Annotated in this window: 19 protein-coding genes; 6 read left to right on the forward strand and 13 right to left on the reverse strand. The window is 37.3% G+C overall.

Going from position 1 to position 19,610, the window contains the following annotated elements; genetic code table 11:
* Positions 1 to 113: 113 nt before the first annotated feature.
* Both EXE09_RS11675 and EXE09_RS11680 read right to left on the reverse strand, forming a co-directional pair.
* A complete protein-coding gene (locus EXE09_RS11675) occupies positions 114 to 992 on the reverse strand; it encodes a sulfite exporter TauE/SafE family protein (RefSeq protein ID WP_130117382.1) in 879 nt (292 codons plus the stop codon).
* Between the two features lie 390 nt (positions 993 to 1,382).
* Positions 1,383 to 2,279 carry a DUF4198 domain-containing protein gene (locus EXE09_RS11680; protein WP_130117383.1) on the reverse strand — a complete coding sequence of 299 codons (897 nt, stop codon included), beginning with the start codon at positions 2,277 to 2,279 and terminating at the stop codon, positions 1,383 to 1,385.
* Between the two features lie 105 nt (positions 2,280 to 2,384).
* Between EXE09_RS11680 and EXE09_RS11685 the strand changes: the two genes are divergently transcribed.
* Genes EXE09_RS11685 through EXE09_RS11695 form a run of 3 tightly spaced genes read left to right on the forward strand, consistent with a single transcriptional unit; the run spans position 2,385 to position 6,070 of the window.
* On the forward strand, positions 2,385 to 3,941 hold the full coding sequence (locus EXE09_RS11685; RefSeq protein ID WP_130117384.1) for a DUF2271 domain-containing protein: 1,557 nt from the start codon (positions 2,385 to 2,387) through the stop codon (positions 3,939 to 3,941).
* Between the two features lie 28 nt (positions 3,942 to 3,969).
* Entirely contained in the window at positions 3,970 to 4,560 is a 591-nt protein-coding gene (locus tag EXE09_RS11690; protein WP_068974632.1) for a PepSY-associated TM helix domain-containing protein, read from the forward strand.
* Between the two features lie 10 nt (positions 4,561 to 4,570).
* A complete protein-coding gene (locus EXE09_RS11695; RefSeq protein WP_130117385.1) occupies positions 4,571 to 6,070 on the forward strand; it encodes a sulfite reductase subunit alpha in 1,500 nt (499 codons plus the stop codon).
* 95 nt (positions 6,071 to 6,165) lie between these two features.
* Here the strand turns inward: EXE09_RS11695 and EXE09_RS11700 are convergent, their stop codons facing one another.
* Positions 6,166 to 6,891, reverse strand: coding sequence for a sulfite exporter TauE/SafE family protein (locus EXE09_RS11700; RefSeq protein WP_130117386.1), 726 nt, complete (start codon positions 6,889 to 6,891; stop codon positions 6,166 to 6,168).
* A 181-nt stretch (positions 6,892 to 7,072) separates the two neighbouring features.
* Here EXE09_RS11700 and EXE09_RS11705 point away from each other — a divergent pair, with 181 nt between their 5' ends.
* Positions 7,073 to 7,786, forward strand: coding sequence for a hypothetical protein (locus tag EXE09_RS11705; protein ID WP_130117387.1), 714 nt, complete (start codon positions 7,073 to 7,075; stop codon positions 7,784 to 7,786).
* 72 nt (positions 7,787 to 7,858) lie between these two features.
* Here the strand turns inward: EXE09_RS11705 and EXE09_RS11710 are convergent, their stop codons facing one another.
* Both EXE09_RS11710 and EXE09_RS11715 read right to left on the reverse strand, forming a co-directional pair.
* Positions 7,859 to 9,358 (reverse strand): amidase, encoded by a 1,500-nt coding sequence (locus tag EXE09_RS11710; protein WP_130117388.1) that lies wholly within the window; start codon positions 9,356 to 9,358, stop codon positions 7,859 to 7,861.
* 20 nt (positions 9,359 to 9,378) lie between these two features.
* On the reverse strand, positions 9,379 to 10,857 hold the full coding sequence (locus tag EXE09_RS11715) for a GGDEF domain-containing protein (protein WP_130117389.1): 1,479 nt from the start codon (positions 10,855 to 10,857) through the stop codon (positions 9,379 to 9,381).
* A gap of 257 nt (positions 10,858 to 11,114) precedes the next feature.
* Here EXE09_RS11715 and EXE09_RS11720 point away from each other — a divergent pair, with 257 nt between their 5' ends.
* On the forward strand, positions 11,115 to 11,609 hold the full coding sequence (locus tag EXE09_RS11720) for a hypothetical protein (protein ID WP_087551805.1): 495 nt from the start codon (positions 11,115 to 11,117) through the stop codon (positions 11,607 to 11,609).
* A 100-nt stretch (positions 11,610 to 11,709) separates the two neighbouring features.
* Here the strand turns inward: EXE09_RS11720 and accC are convergent, their stop codons facing one another.
* The 8 genes from accC to EXE09_RS11760 form a co-directional block, all read right to left on the reverse strand.
* The gene (gene accC, locus EXE09_RS11725; protein ID WP_068974639.1) at positions 11,710 to 13,074 is read right to left on the reverse strand and encodes an acetyl-CoA carboxylase biotin carboxylase subunit; all 1,365 of its coding nucleotides are present in this window, start codon (positions 13,072 to 13,074) and stop codon (positions 11,710 to 11,712) included.
* Positions 13,075 to 13,090: 16 nt separating this feature from the next.
* Positions 13,091 to 13,507 carry an acetyl-CoA carboxylase biotin carboxyl carrier protein gene (locus EXE09_RS11730; protein WP_068974640.1) on the reverse strand — a complete coding sequence of 139 codons (417 nt, stop codon included), beginning with the start codon at positions 13,505 to 13,507 and terminating at the stop codon, positions 13,091 to 13,093.
* A gap of 17 nt (positions 13,508 to 13,524) precedes the next feature.
* Positions 13,525 to 13,980 carry a type II 3-dehydroquinate dehydratase gene (aroQ, locus tag EXE09_RS11735; protein ID WP_087551806.1) on the reverse strand — a complete coding sequence of 152 codons (456 nt, stop codon included), beginning with the start codon at positions 13,978 to 13,980 and terminating at the stop codon, positions 13,525 to 13,527.
* Positions 13,981 to 14,215: 235 nt separating this feature from the next.
* Positions 14,216 to 15,532 carry a Y-family DNA polymerase gene (locus EXE09_RS11740; protein ID WP_130117390.1) on the reverse strand — a complete coding sequence of 439 codons (1,317 nt, stop codon included), beginning with the start codon at positions 15,530 to 15,532 and terminating at the stop codon, positions 14,216 to 14,218.
* 105 nt (positions 15,533 to 15,637) lie between these two features.
* Positions 15,638 to 16,633 (reverse strand): fatty acid desaturase family protein, encoded by a 996-nt coding sequence (locus tag EXE09_RS11745; protein WP_130117391.1) that lies wholly within the window; start codon positions 16,631 to 16,633, stop codon positions 15,638 to 15,640.
* 155 nt (positions 16,634 to 16,788) lie between these two features.
* Positions 16,789 to 17,580 (reverse strand): PaaX family transcriptional regulator C-terminal domain-containing protein, encoded by a 792-nt coding sequence (locus tag EXE09_RS11750; protein ID WP_130117392.1) that lies wholly within the window; start codon positions 17,578 to 17,580, stop codon positions 16,789 to 16,791.
* A 153-nt stretch (positions 17,581 to 17,733) separates the two neighbouring features.
* Positions 17,734 to 18,633 (reverse strand): LysR family transcriptional regulator, encoded by a 900-nt coding sequence (locus tag EXE09_RS11755; protein ID WP_130117393.1) that lies wholly within the window; start codon positions 18,631 to 18,633, stop codon positions 17,734 to 17,736.
* A 78-nt stretch (positions 18,634 to 18,711) separates the two neighbouring features.
* On the reverse strand, positions 18,712 to 19,134 hold the full coding sequence (locus EXE09_RS11760) for an HD domain-containing protein (protein ID WP_130117394.1): 423 nt from the start codon (positions 19,132 to 19,134) through the stop codon (positions 18,712 to 18,714).
* A 116-nt stretch (positions 19,135 to 19,250) separates the two neighbouring features.
* On the opposite strand from EXE09_RS11760, the gene EXE09_RS11765 reads away from it, so the two are divergent.
* The gene (locus EXE09_RS11765; RefSeq protein ID WP_130117395.1) at positions 19,251 to 19,586 is read left to right on the forward strand and encodes a hypothetical protein; all 336 of its coding nucleotides are present in this window, start codon (positions 19,251 to 19,253) and stop codon (positions 19,584 to 19,586) included.
* Positions 19,587 to 19,610: the final 24 nt, after the last annotated feature.

Here is a 19,610-nt window from a genome sequence, read left to right on the forward strand (position 1 = left end):
AAGTATTTTTAGTGGTCAGAATATAACATGAATTGATCAAGGTTTTGTCATAAATAACGTATTAAAACTTCGCGATCAATTCATAATTATTATTTATTAATTGCAGCTTAACATTAAACTTGATGTTGTGCATGGTTTTGCACCACCATCGCAGTTTGTGGTTTGGCAGCAGGTTTCTCTTTCACGGGGTGCAAAATAAAGTTCACACCTAGCGCAAAGAGAGTAATACCTAAAATTTTACGGATCATTTTTTCAGGCAGTCTTGAGCTAATCAATGTACCGACAATAATCGCTGGAATTGAACCTGCCAATAACCAACCCAGAAGGTGGAAATCAACATTACCCGAAGTCATGTGGGCAAATCCTGCAACTGAAGTGAGTAATACGGCATGGACAACATCTGAACCGATGATGCGGATCATGGGTAAATTGGGGAACATAAGAATCAAAGCCATGATTCCAAAGGCACCTGCACCGACGGAGGAAAGGGTCACAAATACGCCCAAGACAACGCCCATGATCACCACATATAATTTTTTACCTTCAATTGAAAAGTTACTTGCTTCATTGAGGTCGTGTTTTTCGGCACGAAACTTGGCAAAGAACTTTTCAATGCGCGCACGGAACATAATAGATAATCCCGTAATTGTTAGCATAAAGCCAAGTACGGTAGTGAGCACGACTTTGTAGCTAGATGAACCACTCAAGTAAGTGTCTAACACCCAATGGGTAATAAATGATGCTGGAATACTGCCAAGTGCTAACCATAAAACGATGGGCCAAACAATATTGAGTTTTTTGGCATGTACCATTGAACCGCAGAACTTGGAAATGGCTGCATATAAAAGGTCAGTCCCGATGGCAATATGAGGTTCAATCCTAAAAAGACTAATCAGGATTGGGGTCATGAGTGAACCACCACCTACACCTGTAATGCCAACACAGAAACCGACGAGAACGCCAGCCATAATAAACTCAACGGGACCAAACATGACTTATTGCCGAATATCGAAAAACAGGCATATCTTATGACTTTTTTGTATAAGTGGTTGTCTTGATTGTTGATTTGCTTATGACAAAAAATGCTAAAGTAAAATTTGATGCACTGTATTTTTATTGGTTAAGTTTTGGAAATGGATGATAACGTTTAACCATGTTTTGATTAACACACCCATCCAAATTTTCTTAATTTGACTTTGTTAAATAATTAAAGTACGTATATTTGATTCAAATAAAAAACTTTATTCGCTTTGAGTCAATTGCAACTCATCGAATGTAAAAGAAAAAATGCGATACTCCATATTCTGAAATATCGCATTTAACTTGCTTAGACCAATATTAATCAGTCAAAGTTTGTTCATTAATAATGCAAGATGACTAACTTATTCTGCAACTTCTACAGTTAAACCGTACGTGTAAATTTCGCTTGCAGGTTTTTTAGTATTGTCTGGATTTGCTTCTGGATAAGATGTTGTAATTAAATAAATACCTGCTTTATCAAATTTAACTTCAAATTCACCTTTAGCATTGGTTTTTACATGTGGTTGTTCACGTGAAGCACTTGCTTCATAGCTACTCGCACCTTTAAACACATCAATTTCAAGATTTGGTACAGGTTTACCATTCACTAAAATTTGAGCCTTTAATGATTCACCTGAAAATAATTCATTTGGATGCGTTGTAAATTTAACTTCAAAACCTTTATTCGTTACTGCAGGAACAGGGCTTGGTTTTGCTTTAGTCACAAAACTTTCAGCGATAATATTATTTTTAGTTTCAAAAGTTTGTGCATTAGCCGGGACTTGATCAGTAGAAATTACACGTGGTGGTTGAGCAGGTGCAGCCGCTTTTTTTTCTGCTTCAGCTTTAGCAGGCTCTGCTTTAGGTGCTTGAGCATTGGCATTTTGTGGGCGTGCAGGGCGTACACGTAACCAACGACCATCAACCAATGCATATTTACTCGCGTTGCCTAAAGCATTTTCTGTACGAATACGGTATGTACCATCATTCGGTAAGTCAAATTCAGCAACATTAAAACGTTTTAATTCAGCTGCAGGATTGATTTTACTGTCTTGACCTTTAGGATCTGTGATTATATATGTCGTTTTAAAATTAAAACTTGGAACAAAGAATTTTTCGAGTGTCATCGCGCTTTGGAAACTGACATTCGGTGAAGCATTGGTGTCAAAAACTTCAGGCAGAATAAAAGGGCTGACTGTATGTGCCGAACCGACAACAGGCAATGCTGAGAGGAGTGCGATTTTTAACCATTGATTCATTTTAAATTCTTCCAAGAGTCATTAAGAGTGTAAAATTTTCAATAATGTACTTGATAACAACTCTCATTATCAATATTATTTTAAAAAAAATTGGAGCTTATCGGTATGTCATTCTCAAGTCGACATTCAACCTCAACTCGCGCTGTATTTCGTTTATCACCTCTGGTAATGGCACTCGCACTGATTTCTCCATTAAATGCTTTTGCTACGACGACGAATGCACAAGCAACACCGTCTGAAAATGTTCAATTACAAAGTCATCATTTTCATCGTGATCATGTTTTAGGAACATCTTTGGATGTAGTGATTACTGGAACTTCTCAACAAGATGCGCAACGTGCAACGACAGCCATTGAAAATGAAATTGCACGATTGAACCAAATCTTGTCTACATGGCAAACAGACAGTGAAATTTCACAATTAAATCAACAAAAACAGATCAATGCATCTTCTGATTTATACAATGTTATAGCAGCATGTGAAGCTTGGCGTGGTCAAACCTGTGGTGCTTTTGATGCACGTTTAGGCAATTTGATCAGCATGTGGCAACAGGCAAATGGTGTGCTTGAAGTTGATGCAAATACTCGTCAACAATTGATTGCACAATTGAAAGAAAGCCATGTACAAATCGATGCTGATTCAAAAAATATTCAAATGGATTCATCCATTGCTTTCGCGCCAGATGCTTATGCCAAAGGTTATATCATTGACCGTGCATTAATTGCTGCACGTGAAGCTGTTCCTCATTTACAAGGGATTCTGGTTGACATCGGTGGCGATATGCGTGTTTGGGGGTCATCTCCAAGTCAAGCAGGTTGGCAAGTTGGCGTGCAAGATGCCTTTAATCATTATGACAATGCGGCTCCGAGCCAAGTATTAAAGTTAAATGATCAAGCCGTGGCTTTTAGTGGTCAAGGCTATCGTGACTTAGTTGGGCAATCGCATTTACTTGATCCACAAACAGGTTTACCTGTTCAACATGTTGAACAATGTGTTGTGGTTGGACAATGTGCCGCTGATGCAGATGCATTAGCAACTGCTTTAGTGGCAATGACACCAAGTGAAGGTATGCAACTGATTGAATCTTTAGTTGGCTATGAAGCTCAGTTAACACTTGCCAATGGTCAAACACACCAATCTACTGGGTGGAATGCATTGGTACAACTTCCACAACCAGCTGATTTTAAAAATGTTGCAGTCAATGCATCTGCAAAATGGCCAGCAGGTTATCAGGCCGTAGTCGATTTTACGATTCCTAAAATTGCAGTTGAAAACTATCGTGCGCCGTATGTGTCTGTATGGGTGACCGATAGTGATAAAAAATTAGTCCGTACTCTTGCTGCTTGGGGGAAAGATGAAAAATGGATTAATTCAAACTATGTATGGTGGCGTCGTTATGGTCGTCAAATGCCAAACTTAGACGCTGTTGCTAAACCATCACGACAGCCTGGGAATTATAAATTGGCTTGGGATGGTAAAGATGACAGTGGCAAAGCTGTTGCAGCAGGACAATATCAAATCCATGTTGAAACTTCGCGTGAACATGGTGATCATTCATATCAAACTTTTAACTTAGATGTGAAAGCCAAAGCGTCTAGTCAAAATTTACCTGCGCAAAAGGAAATTGGAGCTGTAAAATTGAATTTCCAAAAAGTGAATTAATTCAAGCATTCACAAAGAGAATTTAATAGTGTATCAACGTCGAGATTTTTACCGCCATGCACGTTATGTGCATGGCTGGTTGTCAGCTTTTGCTTTTATAGTCCTTATTTTCTTTTCGGTCACAGGTTTGTTGTTAAATCATCCTGAATGGTTTACGCCGTCAAAAGATGAAAATACCGAAACCATTACACTTCCTCCTCAATTGCTTACCCAAATTAAAGGACAAGAAAATCCGAGTCAGCAAATCGTGGATTATATACGTCAGAACCATGAGCTTGTCGGACGTTATAAAAGTGGTGAAGTGATGGACAATGAAGTCATGATCCATATGGAAAGTCCTGCGGGAATATCTGATATTTATGTGACTTTAGATACTGGGGAAGCTGAAATAACAGTTAAACCTGCTTCAACGGTTTCATTTATTAATGATTTGCATCGGGGTAAAAACTCTGGAAAAGCATGGTCTTGGTTGATTGATCTAAGTGCGATCATTATCACCTTATTGTCTTTAGCAGGTTATATTCTCTTTCTAAGTATCAAAACTCGCTTAAAAACCCATATTGTTTTGACAATATTGAGTTTGGCAATTCTGATGCTTTTAGTTTGGTCAGTGGTATAAGGTTAGAACAATGACACATGCTGTACTGATCGTATTAATTTCCTTGCTCATTGTTTTGATTTTACACGTCATTTTCTTGTTGGTTTTGCTTAAGTCAAAGTCAAAAGAAAAGTTAAAACAGGCTGATCATCCGATATTAATTGTCTATGCAAGTCAGTCTGGTCAAGCTGAAAATTATGCTGTGCAAACAGCACAACAACTTTCAGCTGCTGGTCATGTTGTTCAAACACTGAATATTGCAGACTTTAAAGCAGATTTATTCAAAAATGATCAAAGAATCTTATGGCTAGTCAGTACGTATGGTGAGGGTGATGCACCTGACACAGCGCGTCAATTTATTCGAAATGTAATGACAAAGTCATTTGAATTGAATGACATTCAATATGCAGTCTTAGCTTTTGGTGATCGACACTATTCAAATTTTTGTGAATTTGGAAAAAGACTAGATGCATGGCTAGCAGACAACAATGCCCAAGCTTGGTTCCCGATGGTCTGTGTAGATCAATTGAGCCAAATCGATTTGCAATCTTGGCAGTCGCAATTAAATCAAGTCTTAGATCAGTCTGAAACAGATATGATTGCATTGGAACAACAACCATTTCAAAAAGTTATATTGTCTGAACGCCATTTACTGAATCATGGCAGTTTGGGACATCCAATGTTCCATTTGGTTTTGACGAAACTTAATGAATTAAATAAGTTTGATGGGTTAAATTGGAAATCTGGCGATATTCTCGAAATTCAATGTGCCAATACCACTTCTCAAATTGATGCATTTATTCAGCATATTCAAATTACTGAACAAATAGGTTTGGATCGTGTAGACATTTTTGAGCGGTTAAGATTTAAAAATTTACGAACTTTTGACAATTCGCAAAATATTGAGCAATGGCTAGAGCAGGCGCAAAACTTAGCGATTCGTGAATATTCAATTGCCAGTATCCCAACTCAAAACCAACTTGAACTGGTGGTGCGTCAGGAAATCAATGAAGATGGTCTGGGTTTAGGTTCGGGTTATCTTACTGAATCTTTAGCTATTGGTGATCAATTGGATTGCCGTATCCGTTCAAATTCTGCGTTTCACCTTGTTGAAGATGATGCGCCGATTATTTTGATTGGGAATGGTTCAGGCATTGCAGGTTTAATGTCGCATATTCGACAACGTGAATTGTTAGGTTTACATAAGAATTGGCTGATTTATGGTGAGCGTCAGCAATCCGTAGATCGTATTTTTGAAAATCAACTGAGCCTATGGCAACAACATAGAGTTTTGTCTGAAATTGATCTAGCATTTTCAAGAGATCAAAATACGCAAAAATATGTACAAGATTGCCTAATCGCTAAATCTACTCAGCTCAAAACTTGGATTGAACAAGGCGCTTCAATCTATATTTGTGGCAGTTTGCATGGCATGGCACAAGGTGTTGAAACAGCTTTGATCGAAATTTTAGGTCTGCGCCAATTTGAACAACTTATTGAACAAAAGCGTTATTTAAGAGATGTGTATTAATTCATCTCTTTTTATGTGAAAAATGAACGTTAAGATTATGCAAAGGAAATATTCTGATTTGTGTGATTTAGCATTCAATGACTCATGTGCAAAGATTAATGCATAAATACCTCAATCAGCATTGAACATGCGGCAATCAATAACATCGCATCGAGCATAAGATTGAAAGTTCGCTCAGACATTTTCAACACAAAAACTTTGCCGATGTAATTGCCAATTATGAGTGTTAAACCGACCAAAATACCAGATATGAGTATTTTGAAATCTAAAACACCTAAGGCACCGAAGGTAAAACTTTTACTTAAATACATGGCAAATGATGTAGCAGCCTCAGTCGCGAGCAATGCACCTTTACTTAAACCGTAACTACTAAATACAGGCAGTAAAAGTGGGCCTGTCGAAAATACGACACCTGTTAAATAGCCTAGAATGCCACCTGCAATCACCATGTGCCAATCTTTAAGTTGATAGTGATTTTTCTTTGCCCAATGACGCAAAGGTATAAGGAGTAAAAAGAATAAACCAATCAACAAGCTAGATAGTTTTGGAGAAATCATCCATAAGGTTTTCGCACCCAATATCGTGCAAGGAATACCTAAACTGGCAAATAGAAAAAATGCTTTATAGTTTAATTCTTTACGCCATATCACGACTCGGGAAATATTTCCCATAATGGATGCTATAGCCATGATCGGTACGGCTAATTTCGCACCAAAAATATAAGCCAATATCGGTAAAAGAATGATGGATGAACCCGTGCCGACGACACCACTGATCATGCCAGAAATGATGCCGATGAACGCAAGAAGAATATAAAGCATTGGATTGTTGATGTATTGAAGAAATTAAATTATGAATTCGATTGAATTATCATGCAATTCACTTTTGTCAATAATGTATAAAATATGAATTGAATACGATGCGAACGCTTTATAATTTTATATTAAGCTATTATTTTAGTAGAATATTTATAATTTAGAATGACCTATTGATATTGTCAAAATGACTGCGACACAAGGCGAAGAACAAAAGATTGAACGGATTAAAGAATCATTTAAAGGGTTATTATTCTTTAATATTGTCGGATTTTTTGTCCTAATTCATACAACACTTGATTATAGATTGCTCAAAGTGGGTGCTGAGAAAATTATCGAATATCAAGTACCAAGTGAAGTGCAGTACCAGTATGTGCCTAAAAATGGTCGAAAATCAGCTTATGTTGCAATACTCAGCAATCAGGGAAATGATCAAGCCTTGCTGACAGAATTATCCTGTTGGGACTATACAAGCGGAGTTTGTTCTTTATTTGAAGATACAAGCAATCAGTTTAAAACGATAAAATTATTAACACGTTTTTATCCTGATTCACCTGAAAAAATACGGGATTATATTTTCATGGATGCGACTTATTTCGATGAAAATGGTGAACCTCAAACTGTTATTTTTAATATGAGTGCTTATGAAAAGGCAAATTATACGAATTATCTTAAAACAACTTTGCTCAAATACTCAGCGTATTTTTCACTTTTATTAGGTTTTCTATTTTTAGTATTTTTTGTTTATAGTTTTGATTCTGAAAAAGTTACACCATACATGCGCCTGCAAAAGCGTGATTTAAATGTTGAATTTACCAAGTATAGAAAGATGATGTTGCATGTGTTACTTGCGAATATTGCAATCGTTTGGATTTTTACAACTGTTGCGCTCAAAATATAGATTTTTCATACTGAGAAAATCGTAGAATGAGCACACGAGTTGCTCATTCTTGTCTCTATTCCTCTGTGAAAATTACAATTGAATGGAGCTATATTTTGGATTCCACGGTTGAGCTTGTTCTAATTGAGCAGCTAACTGTAATAAAAGATCTTCACGCCCAAAAGGTGCAATAAACTGAGAACCCAAAGGCAGATTATTTTTATTCCAATACAACGGTACAGACATTGCAGGTAAACCTGTGATATTCGCAAGCTGGGTAAAGGGAACCCATTGCAAATTATTTTTAATGAGTTGCTCGACTAATTTCCCTTTTGCCAATAAATGCGCTTTGTCTAATTTAAGCAAGCCTTTCAAAATTGGAATTTGCCAAGCAGGCGTTTTCACTTCACCATTTTTAGGGGCAACAGAGGCTGTAGAAGGTAGTAAAAATAAATCATATTGTTGAAAATACTGATTCATTTTAGCGACATAAGTGCCCCAGTTATTCAGATTGTGAATATAGTCTGTTGCAGAAGCTTTTGCACCAAAAGCGGCAATGGCTAAAGTATCTAACTCAAAATCACGATCAGTTGCACCGAGTTGCTGTTTAACTTGACTCACGGTGTAAGCACATTGACTAAACCACGTGGTGATAAAGTCTTTGGCAAGTTGCATACCGTCAATTTGCGGTTTAGCTTCTTCGAGGTGATGACCTAATGATTCTAAAAGTTTTGCAGTCTGTTGAATGGCTTGAATCGCATCTTTTGAAACAGGCGTACCAATTGGAGATTCAGTCGAAAAACCAATTCTTAGTTTTTTCGGTGATTTGTACATCGCTTGTAAATAACTTTCACTTGGGCTTTGAATGTTAAATAACGAGGCTTGGTCTGGACCTTGAATTGCATCTAACATGGCAGCGCTATCACGCACAGATTTTGACAGTACATGTTGCATTGCAGCGCCATGCATGGCTTCACTGAATTGAGGTCCCCACGGTGTACGACCACGACTAGGTTTTAAGCCAAATAGACCACAATACGATGCAGGAATACGAATCGAACCGCCACCATCGCTTGCACCTGCGATCGGTACGATACCTGCTGCAATCGCAGAAGCTGAACCGCCAGAAGAGCCACCACTGTTATGTTTTAAATTCCAAGGGTTTTTACAGCTACCCCAAGCTTCAGGTTCAGTGATTCCTTTGATCCCAAACTCAGGTGAATTAGTAAGCCCAAAAGTGATAACACCAGCATTTTCCCAGCGATTGACGATTTCCGCATTTTCAGTCGCAATATATTTTGCATTTTTAAATGATTTTGAACCTGATGAAATCGGTGCTCCTGCATATTCCTGATGTAAATCTTTGAGCAAAAAGGGAACACCTGAAAAGGTATTAGAAGAAGCGTTCTGATTATTTTTTGCTTTATTTAAAGCATGTTCATAAATCGGAATAACAATTGCATTAATTTTAGGATTAACTTGGTCAGCGCGTTGAATGGCGATTTCTAATAGATCATGTGCTTGTATTTCTTTGTTTTTTACTAAATTGGCTAATCCTATACCATCATATTGAATATACTCGTTGAATTTCATTACAGTCCTTTGTCATTTATTTATTGAGGTAAAAGTCGATGATCCTGTTGGATTTCCGTATCAATACAGAGTTGGTTACGTCCCTTTTCTTTCGCTAAATATAGTGCATCATCTGCTCGTTTAATCAATTGTTGAAATGGAACACAATAGGGCAGAGTTTGGTAGCTTAACCCAATACTGACACTAATATTTAATATTCGACCATCATCTAAAAGAATAGGTGTGGTGAATACAGTATTACAAATCCGTTGTGCAATTTGAATACTTTGTTCTAAGTTTAAGTTCTTGAATAGAATTGCAAATTCTTCGCCACCTAAGCGTCCAAATAAGTCATCACTACGGATTTGTGCTTTCACTTGTTTAGTAAATTCTTGCAAAACGTAATCACCAATGGTATGTCCATATTGATCATTAATTTTTTTAAAGTGATCTAAATCGAGAAGTAAAACAGTTACGCTTTGAACATGTTGTTTTTTTTCGGTTTCTTCAATAATCGTTTTCTCGTTTTCTTCGTAGAAATATCGACGGTTTAGTGCTGTTGTTAAACCATCATGATTGGCGAGATATAAAATTTGATGATACAGTTTTTGCCTATTTAAACTAATAATCGCCAATGTCAGTGGTGCCAAGGCAAGCATACATAATCCGATGCGAACGGAGAGTGTAGTGGCCAAATAAGCATTCGGGGATTGTTCTATATAATATGCAGTCAACGAATTATACAAAAGCATGCAAACTACGCAGTTGATAATGGCGACAAAAAAGAGGTTATAGCTTAATGCAGCCCATACCAATGCGGCAATCGGAAACATGATTGCGCCTGGACCAATAAAAAAATGGGTTAAAATAACCGATAAAATAACACCGAGAAAAGGGAGAAGTGTTTTGAATTGAAAAGTTTTTTGTTGAAAATCTTGATAATAGTTTTGGATGGTAGTCTTGTCTGGAATGGCTAAGATAATGGGTAAAAATGCAATCACATTTAAAATTTCACCTGTCCACCACATACCAAAATCGACCCAAATACGATCCATGGACATAAAAGTGTTTGGCATATGAGGAACGGTTAAACAGGCAAATGTTGCAGCAGCTAAACAACCACCAAAGGCGCTAATGGTAAATAAGTAAAGAAAAGTTAAACCCTTATTGTATTGTTTATAATGAAGTTTCAGTAAGCGTATTAAAATGAGTGTTACGAGCGCATTTAACATGTTTGCTATGGTTAAAAACAGCGTGACTAAGAATGAATTTCCTGTGAGTAAATCTGCAATCATGAAGCCTGCAAAAGCACCAAGCCAACCACCAATATTTTTGAGTGAATTAAATCTTAATAATAGCCCAAGTAAAATTGCATTGGCTGGCCAAAAAATAGCAAGAAAGAGCAATGGTCTACCTAATATCCCCGCTAAAGCTGTGACGAAAATAATCGCTGCTATAATAAAAAAAGCAGAAATATTGTCTTTAAGCCGCTGATGTGGAGTTGTTATAGCCTGTACCAATTCGCTAACCTAATGCTATGAATGTTTAAATTCTAAACCAATATTTAAAAATGGTTATATTTTAATAAGTGAATAATGATAATCTTATCTCTTTATATCTGTAAATCAATAGCTTTCGTCGCAGTTTGTAAATTTATTACAAAAAAAATATATATTATAAATAACTACGAATATTGTTCTTATATGGTTAATTTTACATGTTTTATTTTGAATATATGCTAATTTATGACAAATGAAATATGACATACAGACTTGGTATGAAAAAAACAGCATTAATAACAGCTTTATTCCTTAGTTTTTCAAGCTTTACGATGGCAGCAGAACAGGCTACTCAAGTGCAGACAGCGCCTGCGAGTACGGTGACTGCAACCAATAAAACCAGTTATATTCGTATAAATACGCGCCCTGAAATTTTGGGTTTATGGGGCATGGAAATTCCGAACAATAAGAAATGTACTGAGTTTTATAATTTTCGTGGTCAAAATGAAGTCGTTGTTAATAGTGGTAAAGAATGGTCAATAGGGTTATTTGATTATCAACCATCACCAGACAATACATTAGAAAAGCCACCTGTACTGATTATGCAGATTAAGTATGAAAATAATGAGATAGATTGTTCTGGTCAGAAACAAGATCAAAGTGGGGAGGTCTCTCAGTACTTTGTGAAATGGATCAATAAAAACCAAATTAATTTCTGTGCATCTGATAAAGGTGATCAGTGTTTTGCAACTTTAAACCGTGTACTTCCGTAGTTATCAGGCGAAAGCGGAATAGTTGTTTTATTTTCCTTTATCTGTGAAATAAAAAAACCTCTGATTTACAGAGGTTTTTTTATTTCACAGATGCTTTTAATTAAGCATCATTTTCATGACCTTGCACTTGTTTAAGCAAGTGTTTTTCAAGGTAGTGAATATCCATCGCTTGTTTGCAGAAGTTTTTATCTTCAAGAATCAAATCTTTATGCAATGGAATATTAGTTTTAATTCCAGTCAAAATCATTTCATCTAAAGCTTGCTTCATACGTGCAATCGCAGTATCACGATCTTTACCATGTGAAATCAATTTGGCAATCATTGAGTCGTAATATGGCGGAATGTTGTAGCCTTCATAGATATGAGAGTCTAAACGAATCCCTGCACCACCTGGCGCATAGAATGCTTCAATTTTACCTGGTGAAGGTAAGAATGTTGAAGGATCTTCAGCGTTGATACGGCACTCAATCGCATGGCCTTTGAGTTGAACTTCATCTTGTGTGATGTTTAAGCCTAGACCCGCAGCAATACGTAACTGTTGCTCAATAATATCGACACCTGTCACTTGTTCAGTTACAGGATGCTCAACTTGAACACGTGTATTCATTTCAATAAAGAAGAATTCACCATCTTCAAATAAGAATTCAAACGTACCCGCGCCACGATATTGCATCAATTTACAAGCATTTACACATGCTTCTAAAATATGCGCACGTGCTTCTTCAGGTAAGCCTGGAGCAGGAGCTTCTTCGAGTACTTTTTGATGACGACGTTGCAATGAACAGTCACGATCATACAAATGAATCGCTTCGCCATTTCCATCAGCCAATACTTGAACTTCTACATGGCGAGGCTTTTGTAAGAAACGTTCCATATAAACAGTGTCATCACCGAACCACATTTCAGCATCACGTTGTGCTGCTTGAACAGATTCAAGTAAAGTGTCGACACGTTCAACAATACGCATACCGCGACCACCACCGCCAGAAGCGGCTTTGACGATCAGAGGGAAACCAATTTCTTTCGCTTCGGCTAAGGCATTATTTGGCGTTACTGCGTGAGCAGAACCTGGAACGGTAGGTACACCCGCTTTACGCATTGCCATAATCGCAGAAACTTTATTCCCCATGAGGCGAATATGTTCAGGACGTGGGCCAATGAAAATAAAACCTGAGCTTTCTACGATTTCGGCAAATTCAGCATTTTCAGACAAGAAACCATAACCAGGATGGATTGCATCTGCGCCTGTAATTTCCGCAGCAGTAATGATAGCAGGGATATTCAAATAACTTTCGCTACTTGCACCTGGACCAATACATACAGCTTCATCACAAAAGCGTAAGTGCATTAAATCTTTATCAGCATCTGAATAGATACCGACAGTTTTGATTCCTAAAGTCTTACAAGCACGAGTGATACGCAGCGCGATCTCACCTCGGTTTGCAATTAAAACTTTTTGCAACATATCAACCCCCTAAATATTACGCGCGATAGCGGAATAAAGGTTGACCGAATTGGATTACATCGCCATTTTTAACTAAAATTTCTTCAACAACACCGCTTTGAGTCGCTTCAATCGGGTTCATGATTTTCATTGCTTCGATGATACCTAAAGTTTCACCCGCAGAAACAGTTTGACCAACATTGACAAACGGTGCTTCGCCAGGACTTGGAGCAGAGTAGAACACACCAACCATTGGTGAAGTTTCTACAGCACCACGAGAGGCAGCTTTTACAACAGGCGCTTCAGCAGCAGGCAATGCAACAGGTGCGACACCAGCAACCACAGGATTACGACGTGTTAAAGCAATCGATTGATCTCCTTCTTTAACTTCAATCGCTTGAAGGTCAGATTCGATCATCAAATCGATGAGCTTTTTAATTTTGCGAATATCCATGTGTTTGTATTCCTAAATTATGATTGGGTTGAAGATTTAATTTTGTCGATCGCGTAATTCAATGCAAAAGAGTAACCTTGAGCACCTAAACCACAAATTACGCCTACGGCTTTGTCAGATAAATAAGAATGATGTCTAAATGCTTCGCGAGCATGAACATTTGAAAGATGTACTTCGATAAATGGAATAGCAACGCCCAGTAACGCATCACGTACAGCAACAGAAGTATGGGTAAATGCAGCAGGATTAATAATAATAAATTTTACGCTGTCGAGCTGTGCTTGGTGAATACGATCAACGATTGCACCTTCCCAATTGCTTTGGAAAGTATCTAAAGTCATATTGGCTTGTTGAGCTTGGTTGCTGAGTTGTTGGTTAATGTCATCCAATGTGAGGTGACCATAGACCTCAGGTTCGCGCTTTCCTAGCAAGTTTAAGTTTGGTCCGTGAATGACCAAAATGGTCGAACTCATTGAGACTGCTCCAATTCAAAAGTTGCAAAAAATCTTTGCAAGATGTCTGCAAAGTTTGCATATTATGGCATGTTTTTCCACAAATACTTTATATTTTCTTTGAATTGTCGCAGAAATGCTGTGCCTTGTATGGGCTATATCATGTTAATTTTGAAGCGAAATGGCAATGTTAAAATATGACATTTTTTGAAGGTGTTTCGTTATCGACATATTCTAAACGGAGTGACCAAACTATTCATTTATTTTGTGTAACAGCCATGTGAGAGTCATCAATACATAAGATGTCACTCCATCGAGTCGTATAACGTGGAGAGAGGTTTTGTTGACGCATTTTCCATGAATTTTCTTTGGAATGATAACCGACTTGGACGCTGTCTGAGCCATAACGCTTTTTCACTTGCGCTAAAGTTTTCATCAGTTCATCACGTTGCTGAATCAATTGAACAGGATGCCATAAGTCATTGATGTGTTGGCTTTTACTGTGCAAGGCAGAAAACATCACCGCAACTTTTACATATTTCTTATTTTCTTTAAATAAAACATCGATTTGCTGTAATGCAGTTTGTGTAAGCAGGAGCAAATCATCAGTTGCATACTCTAAACCTATGACTGTTGAAAGTGATTTTTTATAGGGTGCTTGGGGGATTTTTTCATACAAAGAAACATGAATGACGGCACAGAGTTGCTGTTGTTTGCTTAGGCGTTGATGTGCTCGATTGACATGGAAAATAATTGCTTGTTTGATGATGTCAATCTGATTGAGTGCAGATGCAAAACTACGAGAAGATAAGATACGTTTAGAGGGAATTTCAGGGTCATCCAAGGAGATACAGGATTGACCTTTTAGCTCACGAATGGTGCGTCCAATAAGTACTGAAAATGCTCTTGTAAGGTGGTGTTCATTGGCAAAAGTTAAGTCATAACAGTTTTCAATCTTGTAGGCTTCTAACTGTTTGCTGATTTTACGTCCAATCCCCCAAATCTCGGAAACATTCGTATTGAGTAATAAGGTTTCAAAACTACACAGATCGAGTTGTGTCAAGTCGCATACATTTTGAAAACCCTGTTTTTTCTTGGCAAAATGATTGGCAAGTTTGGCTTGGGTTTTGCTATAACCAATGCCGATACAACAGGGTAGACCGAGCCATTTTTGGATGGTTTGAACGAGCTTACGACAATAATCTTCTAAGTCGAATAAATCTCGATAAGAACTTAAGTTAATAAAACACTCATCAATTGAATAGGCTTCTAAATCTTCAGCTCTAAAAAATGTTTCAAGTGTTCTAAAAAAACGATCTGAAAAATCAGCATAAAGCGCATAGTTACTTGAATAGGCGATGACGCCTGCTTGTTCAGCTTGTTCTTGGACTTCATACCATGGCACAGCCATATTAATATTGAGTGCTTTGGCTTCATTGCTTCGAGAGACAACACAGCCATCGTTGTTACTGAGTACAACGACAGGCTTATTGTTGAGACGAGGATTAAACACACGTTCGCAACTGACATAGCAGTTATTGATATCAATCAGTGCGAAAATTTGCTCAGCCATATTTATCTTGAAAAAGTTACAAATTCAAAATATAGCATGAATGTTGGATAAATAAAATACAATGGGTGGGGGGTATTTTCTGTTATATCACCTATTTCAAAAAGATCATGTTGTTACTGGTTCTGCTTTTTGATTTGAAAGCAATTTAATTACCTCTAAATAAGTGGGTGGCTGTTCAACAAAACCACGCTTACGCAATAATTGATGCATTCGTGGTAGCTTGAAATAAGGCACAGAAGCCATCAAATGATGTTCTTGGTGATAATTGACATGAATGGGTGCAACCAAGGCACGTGCAATAAGATTGGCTTTGGTGGTTCGGGTATTGGTCAATGCATTGTGACTGGTCTGCATGCCTGCATGTTCTGCCATTGAACGAATACGAATAAAAAGCGGAAATGGTGTGATATAGGCAATCGGCCACAACCAATACAGTTTGGCGTGTCCTGCTTTTTTCAAAGCATAATATATTGCTGCATTGGTCAGGACAGCACCTGAGCTGTTTTTGATTAAGGTTTTGGCAAAGTCCAAAGCATTACGATTTCCAACAGGAATTTTGCGTTGATCATTGGCAACCGTCCATTCAAGTAACTCCAAATCCATGAGTAGACGACCAAATAAAAATTTAACTCCCGTCAGTCCTGTAAGATCACGACTAAATTTTCGCATAAGTGATTTTTTTGAAATAGGAAAGTTATCTACAAGGCTTAAATCAGGATCTTCAGGTAATGAGGTTTTGGCATGATGGCGCATATGATGCGCACGATATTTATGCAGATCATTCCAAATTGGTTTGGCGCATAACCAGTCTGTCGCATCATTTAACCATTTGCTTTTAAATAAACTATGGTGTGAAGCATCATGCATTAAAATGGCTAAACACAGTTGGCGACCTGCTAAAATAGCCAAAGCAGCGGCGATCATTAAAACCTTGCCCCAAGTGGGCAGATATTCCCAAGAAAGTGCAACACTGGCAAATGTACCTGCAATAACCGCCCATGTTGAACCCACAGCCCATAAACCACCAAGGTCTGAGGGTGTTGTTAATTCATCAATTTCTTCTCTGGAAAATAATTCTGTCACGCTGATGCGGGCATTCATTTGTAGTCCTTTCATCTTTTTATTGGATCTAAAATGATTGTAGAGTATAAAATATTACAGTCAATTATTTTTATTTTTTAAATGTAATATTTAATGGATTTATGATTCAAACAACATCGCTAAACTCTAAACTTAACAAACTAAATCATTTGATTTTAAATGTTTTCTTTTTGATTTAGTTGTTGCCAAGTGTCTTGTCCGATTTGATCGAGTTGAATCACAGCCTTGAAAAAATCAGTTCTTAAAACGGTATCCACCCAAGCTGAAGGGAGTAATGGATCAGTGAGCATGAGTGCAATGGTTTCTCTACCGAGTAAAAATGATGTTCTTGCTCGTTCGATTTGATTCATTGCTTGGTAATGATTTAGCCACTGTTGAAGCTGTAGAGTGTATTTTTCATAGCGTTGATTCAGTTTCTGAGTGTCCCATAAGTCTATGATTTTATTTTGTGTATTATCTGGAAACTGAGCAATGAGCATAAATTTGGCTTCGGGTTCTAATCCTTGATGCACTAACTTTTGAGTCAGCTCATTTAAATTTAGTGTTAAATTATCAGGTCGAATAAAAAAGCCTGTTTTGAGTTCTCTAAAGCCCGCATGTTTTAAAATCTTTTCTCGATGGCTGAGTGCCGTGCGATCAGTACGACCTAAATGTGTGGTTAGAATACCGATATATTGTTGATTCCAATCGGGCTTATTTTTTAATGCATGATCACGATGGAGAATAATTGAACCCCAATTTTCAGCATTGGCACTGAGTTTATAGTGACCACGAGATATCGATTCAATCATATTTTCATGGCTTAAACGTGTCACAGCGACACGAATATTATTTTCACTAATTTCTAATATTTTTGCAGCATTGAGAATTTGTTTAATCGAGAGTGTTTGACCACTAGAAGCCAAAAATAAATCGAGAATGAATGACTTGGCATTTAAAGGTGTCATTTGAGCACTCAGAAATGTTAAAAATGTATCAATAGGAATTATATTGATATTTTACAGTGTTGATCAAAGAATAGTGATTGATTTGGATGCTAGGCGATAAAGTCAGTACAAACAAATCAATCAAATGTAAGCTTATTATTTTCTACGTTAATTTTAACGTTTATTTAAATGTTCGACTAAATAGTCGATAAAAACCCGTACAGCAGGTAATTGTCCACGACGAGATGGATAGACAGCATGGAAGATCCCATGCGGTGCTTTCCAGTCAGGTAAAACACGAACCAATTCACCGGTTAAGACATAATCACTAGCAACCGAGTCTGGTAAAAGGGCAATACCACAGTTTTGCACAGCTAATTTTGCCAGCATAATCAGATCAGAACCCATTAAAATAGGATTGATTTTGACCTTTTTTTGTTGATTTTGGGCATCATGTAAAATCATTTGTTGATCTAAATGCTCATCGACCATACTTAAAATACGATGCTCAGTTAAATCATCTGGCTTTTTCAGCATTCCAAATTCATTTAAATAGGCTTGGCTTGCAAATAAATGTTGTTCGATATTTTCAAATTTACGAATCACTAAACTTGGATCGTCATCTAAACTTGCTCGAACCCTTAAAGCCACATCAAAGCCTTCATTAATAATATCAATTCTACGGTTACTGACCATCAATTGAACTTTAATTTCAGGATAGGCTTTTAAAAAATCAGGTAAAATTTTTGAAAGCTCATTTTGTGCAACAGAAACAGGAACGCTGACTTTGATGACACCACGTGGTTGTTCACTTAAATGATCCACAAGATCATGGGCAGATTGGGCTGCATTCATCATGACTTGAGCATGACGATAAATATTCATTCCAATATCAGTGACAGCAAAATGTCGTGAGCTGCGTTGAATCAGGCGAACACCGAGTTTTTCTTCTAAGTTATATACACGGCGACTGAGTTTGGATTTTGGAATATCGGTTGCACGTTCAGCAGCACTAAAACCGCCGTGTTCGACAACAAGACCAAAACAGTAAAAATCATCCAAATCAGTGAGCATAAAATACATTCCAAAATTGCAACAATTGGGCATTTTTACACTCAATTGTTGCGTTAAGTCAATTTGTTAATTGTGAATTTATGCAGTCATGAGAATGTATTGAACCTGTCTGTATTCTTCTAAACGTAAAAGGTCTTTGGTTATAGGGTGAGGAATACGGGTTAAATCCATATTGTCAGCAACATCAGCCAATTTAACAATACGCGCAATTGGATTTTTAACAGCACGATATGCGGCTTCAATACGTGATTCACCTTCTTTCTTTGTCAATGCAACAATCGCATCGACAATTTCTTGGCTAAATCCTAAAGAAATCAAATCGACCACAGTCGTGTCGGTATCTTCTAAAATATCGTGCAGTACGGCGACGATTTGCTGATCAGGTGTTTTCACTTTGAACATCAGTCTGAGAGGGTGGAAAATATAAGGTTGATTTCCTTTATCTTTTTGACCTGCGTGTTTACGAGCTGCTAAAGCAATCGCTTTTTCAATCGTTGACATAATATCCTTGTCTTCATTTCTGTATTTATTCAAAATCTTGCTTTATTGCAATCCAAAACGAGTGTTTAATTTGCCCCAACTCGTTTAAAATATAATTTTATTTTGTTCTAATCTTTATGGCTTTTCAACTAATCACCTTAGAAAATTCTCAAGAAAATGTTACATGCCCACATTGCCAACATGCAGTGATTGATTGGAATGAGGAACAGTATTTACAACCTTGTGAACATACCTTATTCATTGCGATGGACTTAGGTTTTGAGTTTATTGCAGATGAGTTTGAATCGACCATGTCACGTAGTGTGGATGAAATTCATGCACATGATGATCAAGGCTTAAATATTTTCCAAGAATTAAGCAACAGTTCATATCCTGAATTTACAATGTATAAAGCCAGTTTAGGTGCTGTGGGTGGACAAGAAATTTCACGTTACATCGGCTTTACGGGATAGTTGTATTTGAACGGATTGCATTAA

Origin of the sequence: Acinetobacter sp. WCHAc060025 (assembly GCF_004209355.1) — a bacterium.
Taxonomy (GTDB): domain Bacteria; phylum Pseudomonadota; class Gammaproteobacteria; order Pseudomonadales; family Moraxellaceae; genus Acinetobacter; species Acinetobacter wuhouensis.

Excerpts from the sequence above, each read along its gene's own strand:
- EXE09_RS11730 (WP_068974640.1), bottom strand. The coding sequence starts at position 13,507 with ATGGATATTCGCAAAATTAAAAAGCTCATCGATTTGATGATCGAATCT.
- EXE09_RS11755 (WP_130117393.1), bottom strand. The coding sequence starts at position 18,633 with ATGCTCACTGATTTGGATGATTTTTACTGTTTTGGTCTTGTTGTCGAA.
- EXE09_RS11710 (WP_130117388.1), bottom strand. The coding sequence starts at position 9,358 with ATGAAATTCAACGAGTATATTCAATATGATGGTATAGGATTAGCCAAT.
- EXE09_RS11680 (WP_130117383.1), bottom strand. The coding sequence starts at position 2,279 with ATGAATCAATGGTTAAAAATCGCACTCCTCTCAGCATTGCCTGTTGTC.
- EXE09_RS11765 (WP_130117395.1), top strand. The coding sequence starts at position 19,251 with ATGGCTTTTCAACTAATCACCTTAGAAAATTCTCAAGAAAATGTTACA.
- EXE09_RS11700 (WP_130117386.1), bottom strand. The coding sequence starts at position 6,891 with ATGCTTTATATTCTTCTTGCGTTCATCGGCATCATTTCTGGCATGATC.
- EXE09_RS11750 (WP_130117392.1), bottom strand. The coding sequence starts at position 17,580 with ATGACACCTTTAAATGCCAAGTCATTCATTCTCGATTTATTTTTGGCT.
- EXE09_RS11705 (WP_130117387.1), top strand. The coding sequence starts at position 7,073 with ATGACTGCGACACAAGGCGAAGAACAAAAGATTGAACGGATTAAAGAA.
- EXE09_RS11720 (WP_087551805.1), top strand. The coding sequence starts at position 11,115 with ATGAAAAAAACAGCATTAATAACAGCTTTATTCCTTAGTTTTTCAAGC.
- EXE09_RS11675 (WP_130117382.1), bottom strand. The coding sequence starts at position 992 with ATGTTTGGTCCCGTTGAGTTTATTATGGCTGGCGTTCTCGTCGGTTTC.
- EXE09_RS11695 (WP_130117385.1), top strand. The coding sequence starts at position 4,571 with ATGACACATGCTGTACTGATCGTATTAATTTCCTTGCTCATTGTTTTG.
- EXE09_RS11685 (WP_130117384.1), top strand. The coding sequence starts at position 2,385 with ATGTCATTCTCAAGTCGACATTCAACCTCAACTCGCGCTGTATTTCGT.
- aroQ (WP_087551806.1), bottom strand. The coding sequence starts at position 13,980 with ATGAGTTCGACCATTTTGGTCATTCACGGACCAAACTTAAACTTGCTA.
- EXE09_RS11745 (WP_130117391.1), bottom strand. The coding sequence starts at position 16,633 with ATGAATGCCCGCATCAGCGTGACAGAATTATTTTCCAGAGAAGAAATT.
- accC (WP_068974639.1), bottom strand. The coding sequence starts at position 13,074 with ATGTTGCAAAAAGTTTTAATTGCAAACCGAGGTGAGATCGCGCTGCGT.
- EXE09_RS11760 (WP_130117394.1), bottom strand. The coding sequence starts at position 19,134 with ATGTCAACGATTGAAAAAGCGATTGCTTTAGCAGCTCGTAAACACGCA.
- EXE09_RS11740 (WP_130117390.1), bottom strand. The coding sequence starts at position 15,532 with ATGGCTGAGCAAATTTTCGCACTGATTGATATCAATAACTGCTATGTC.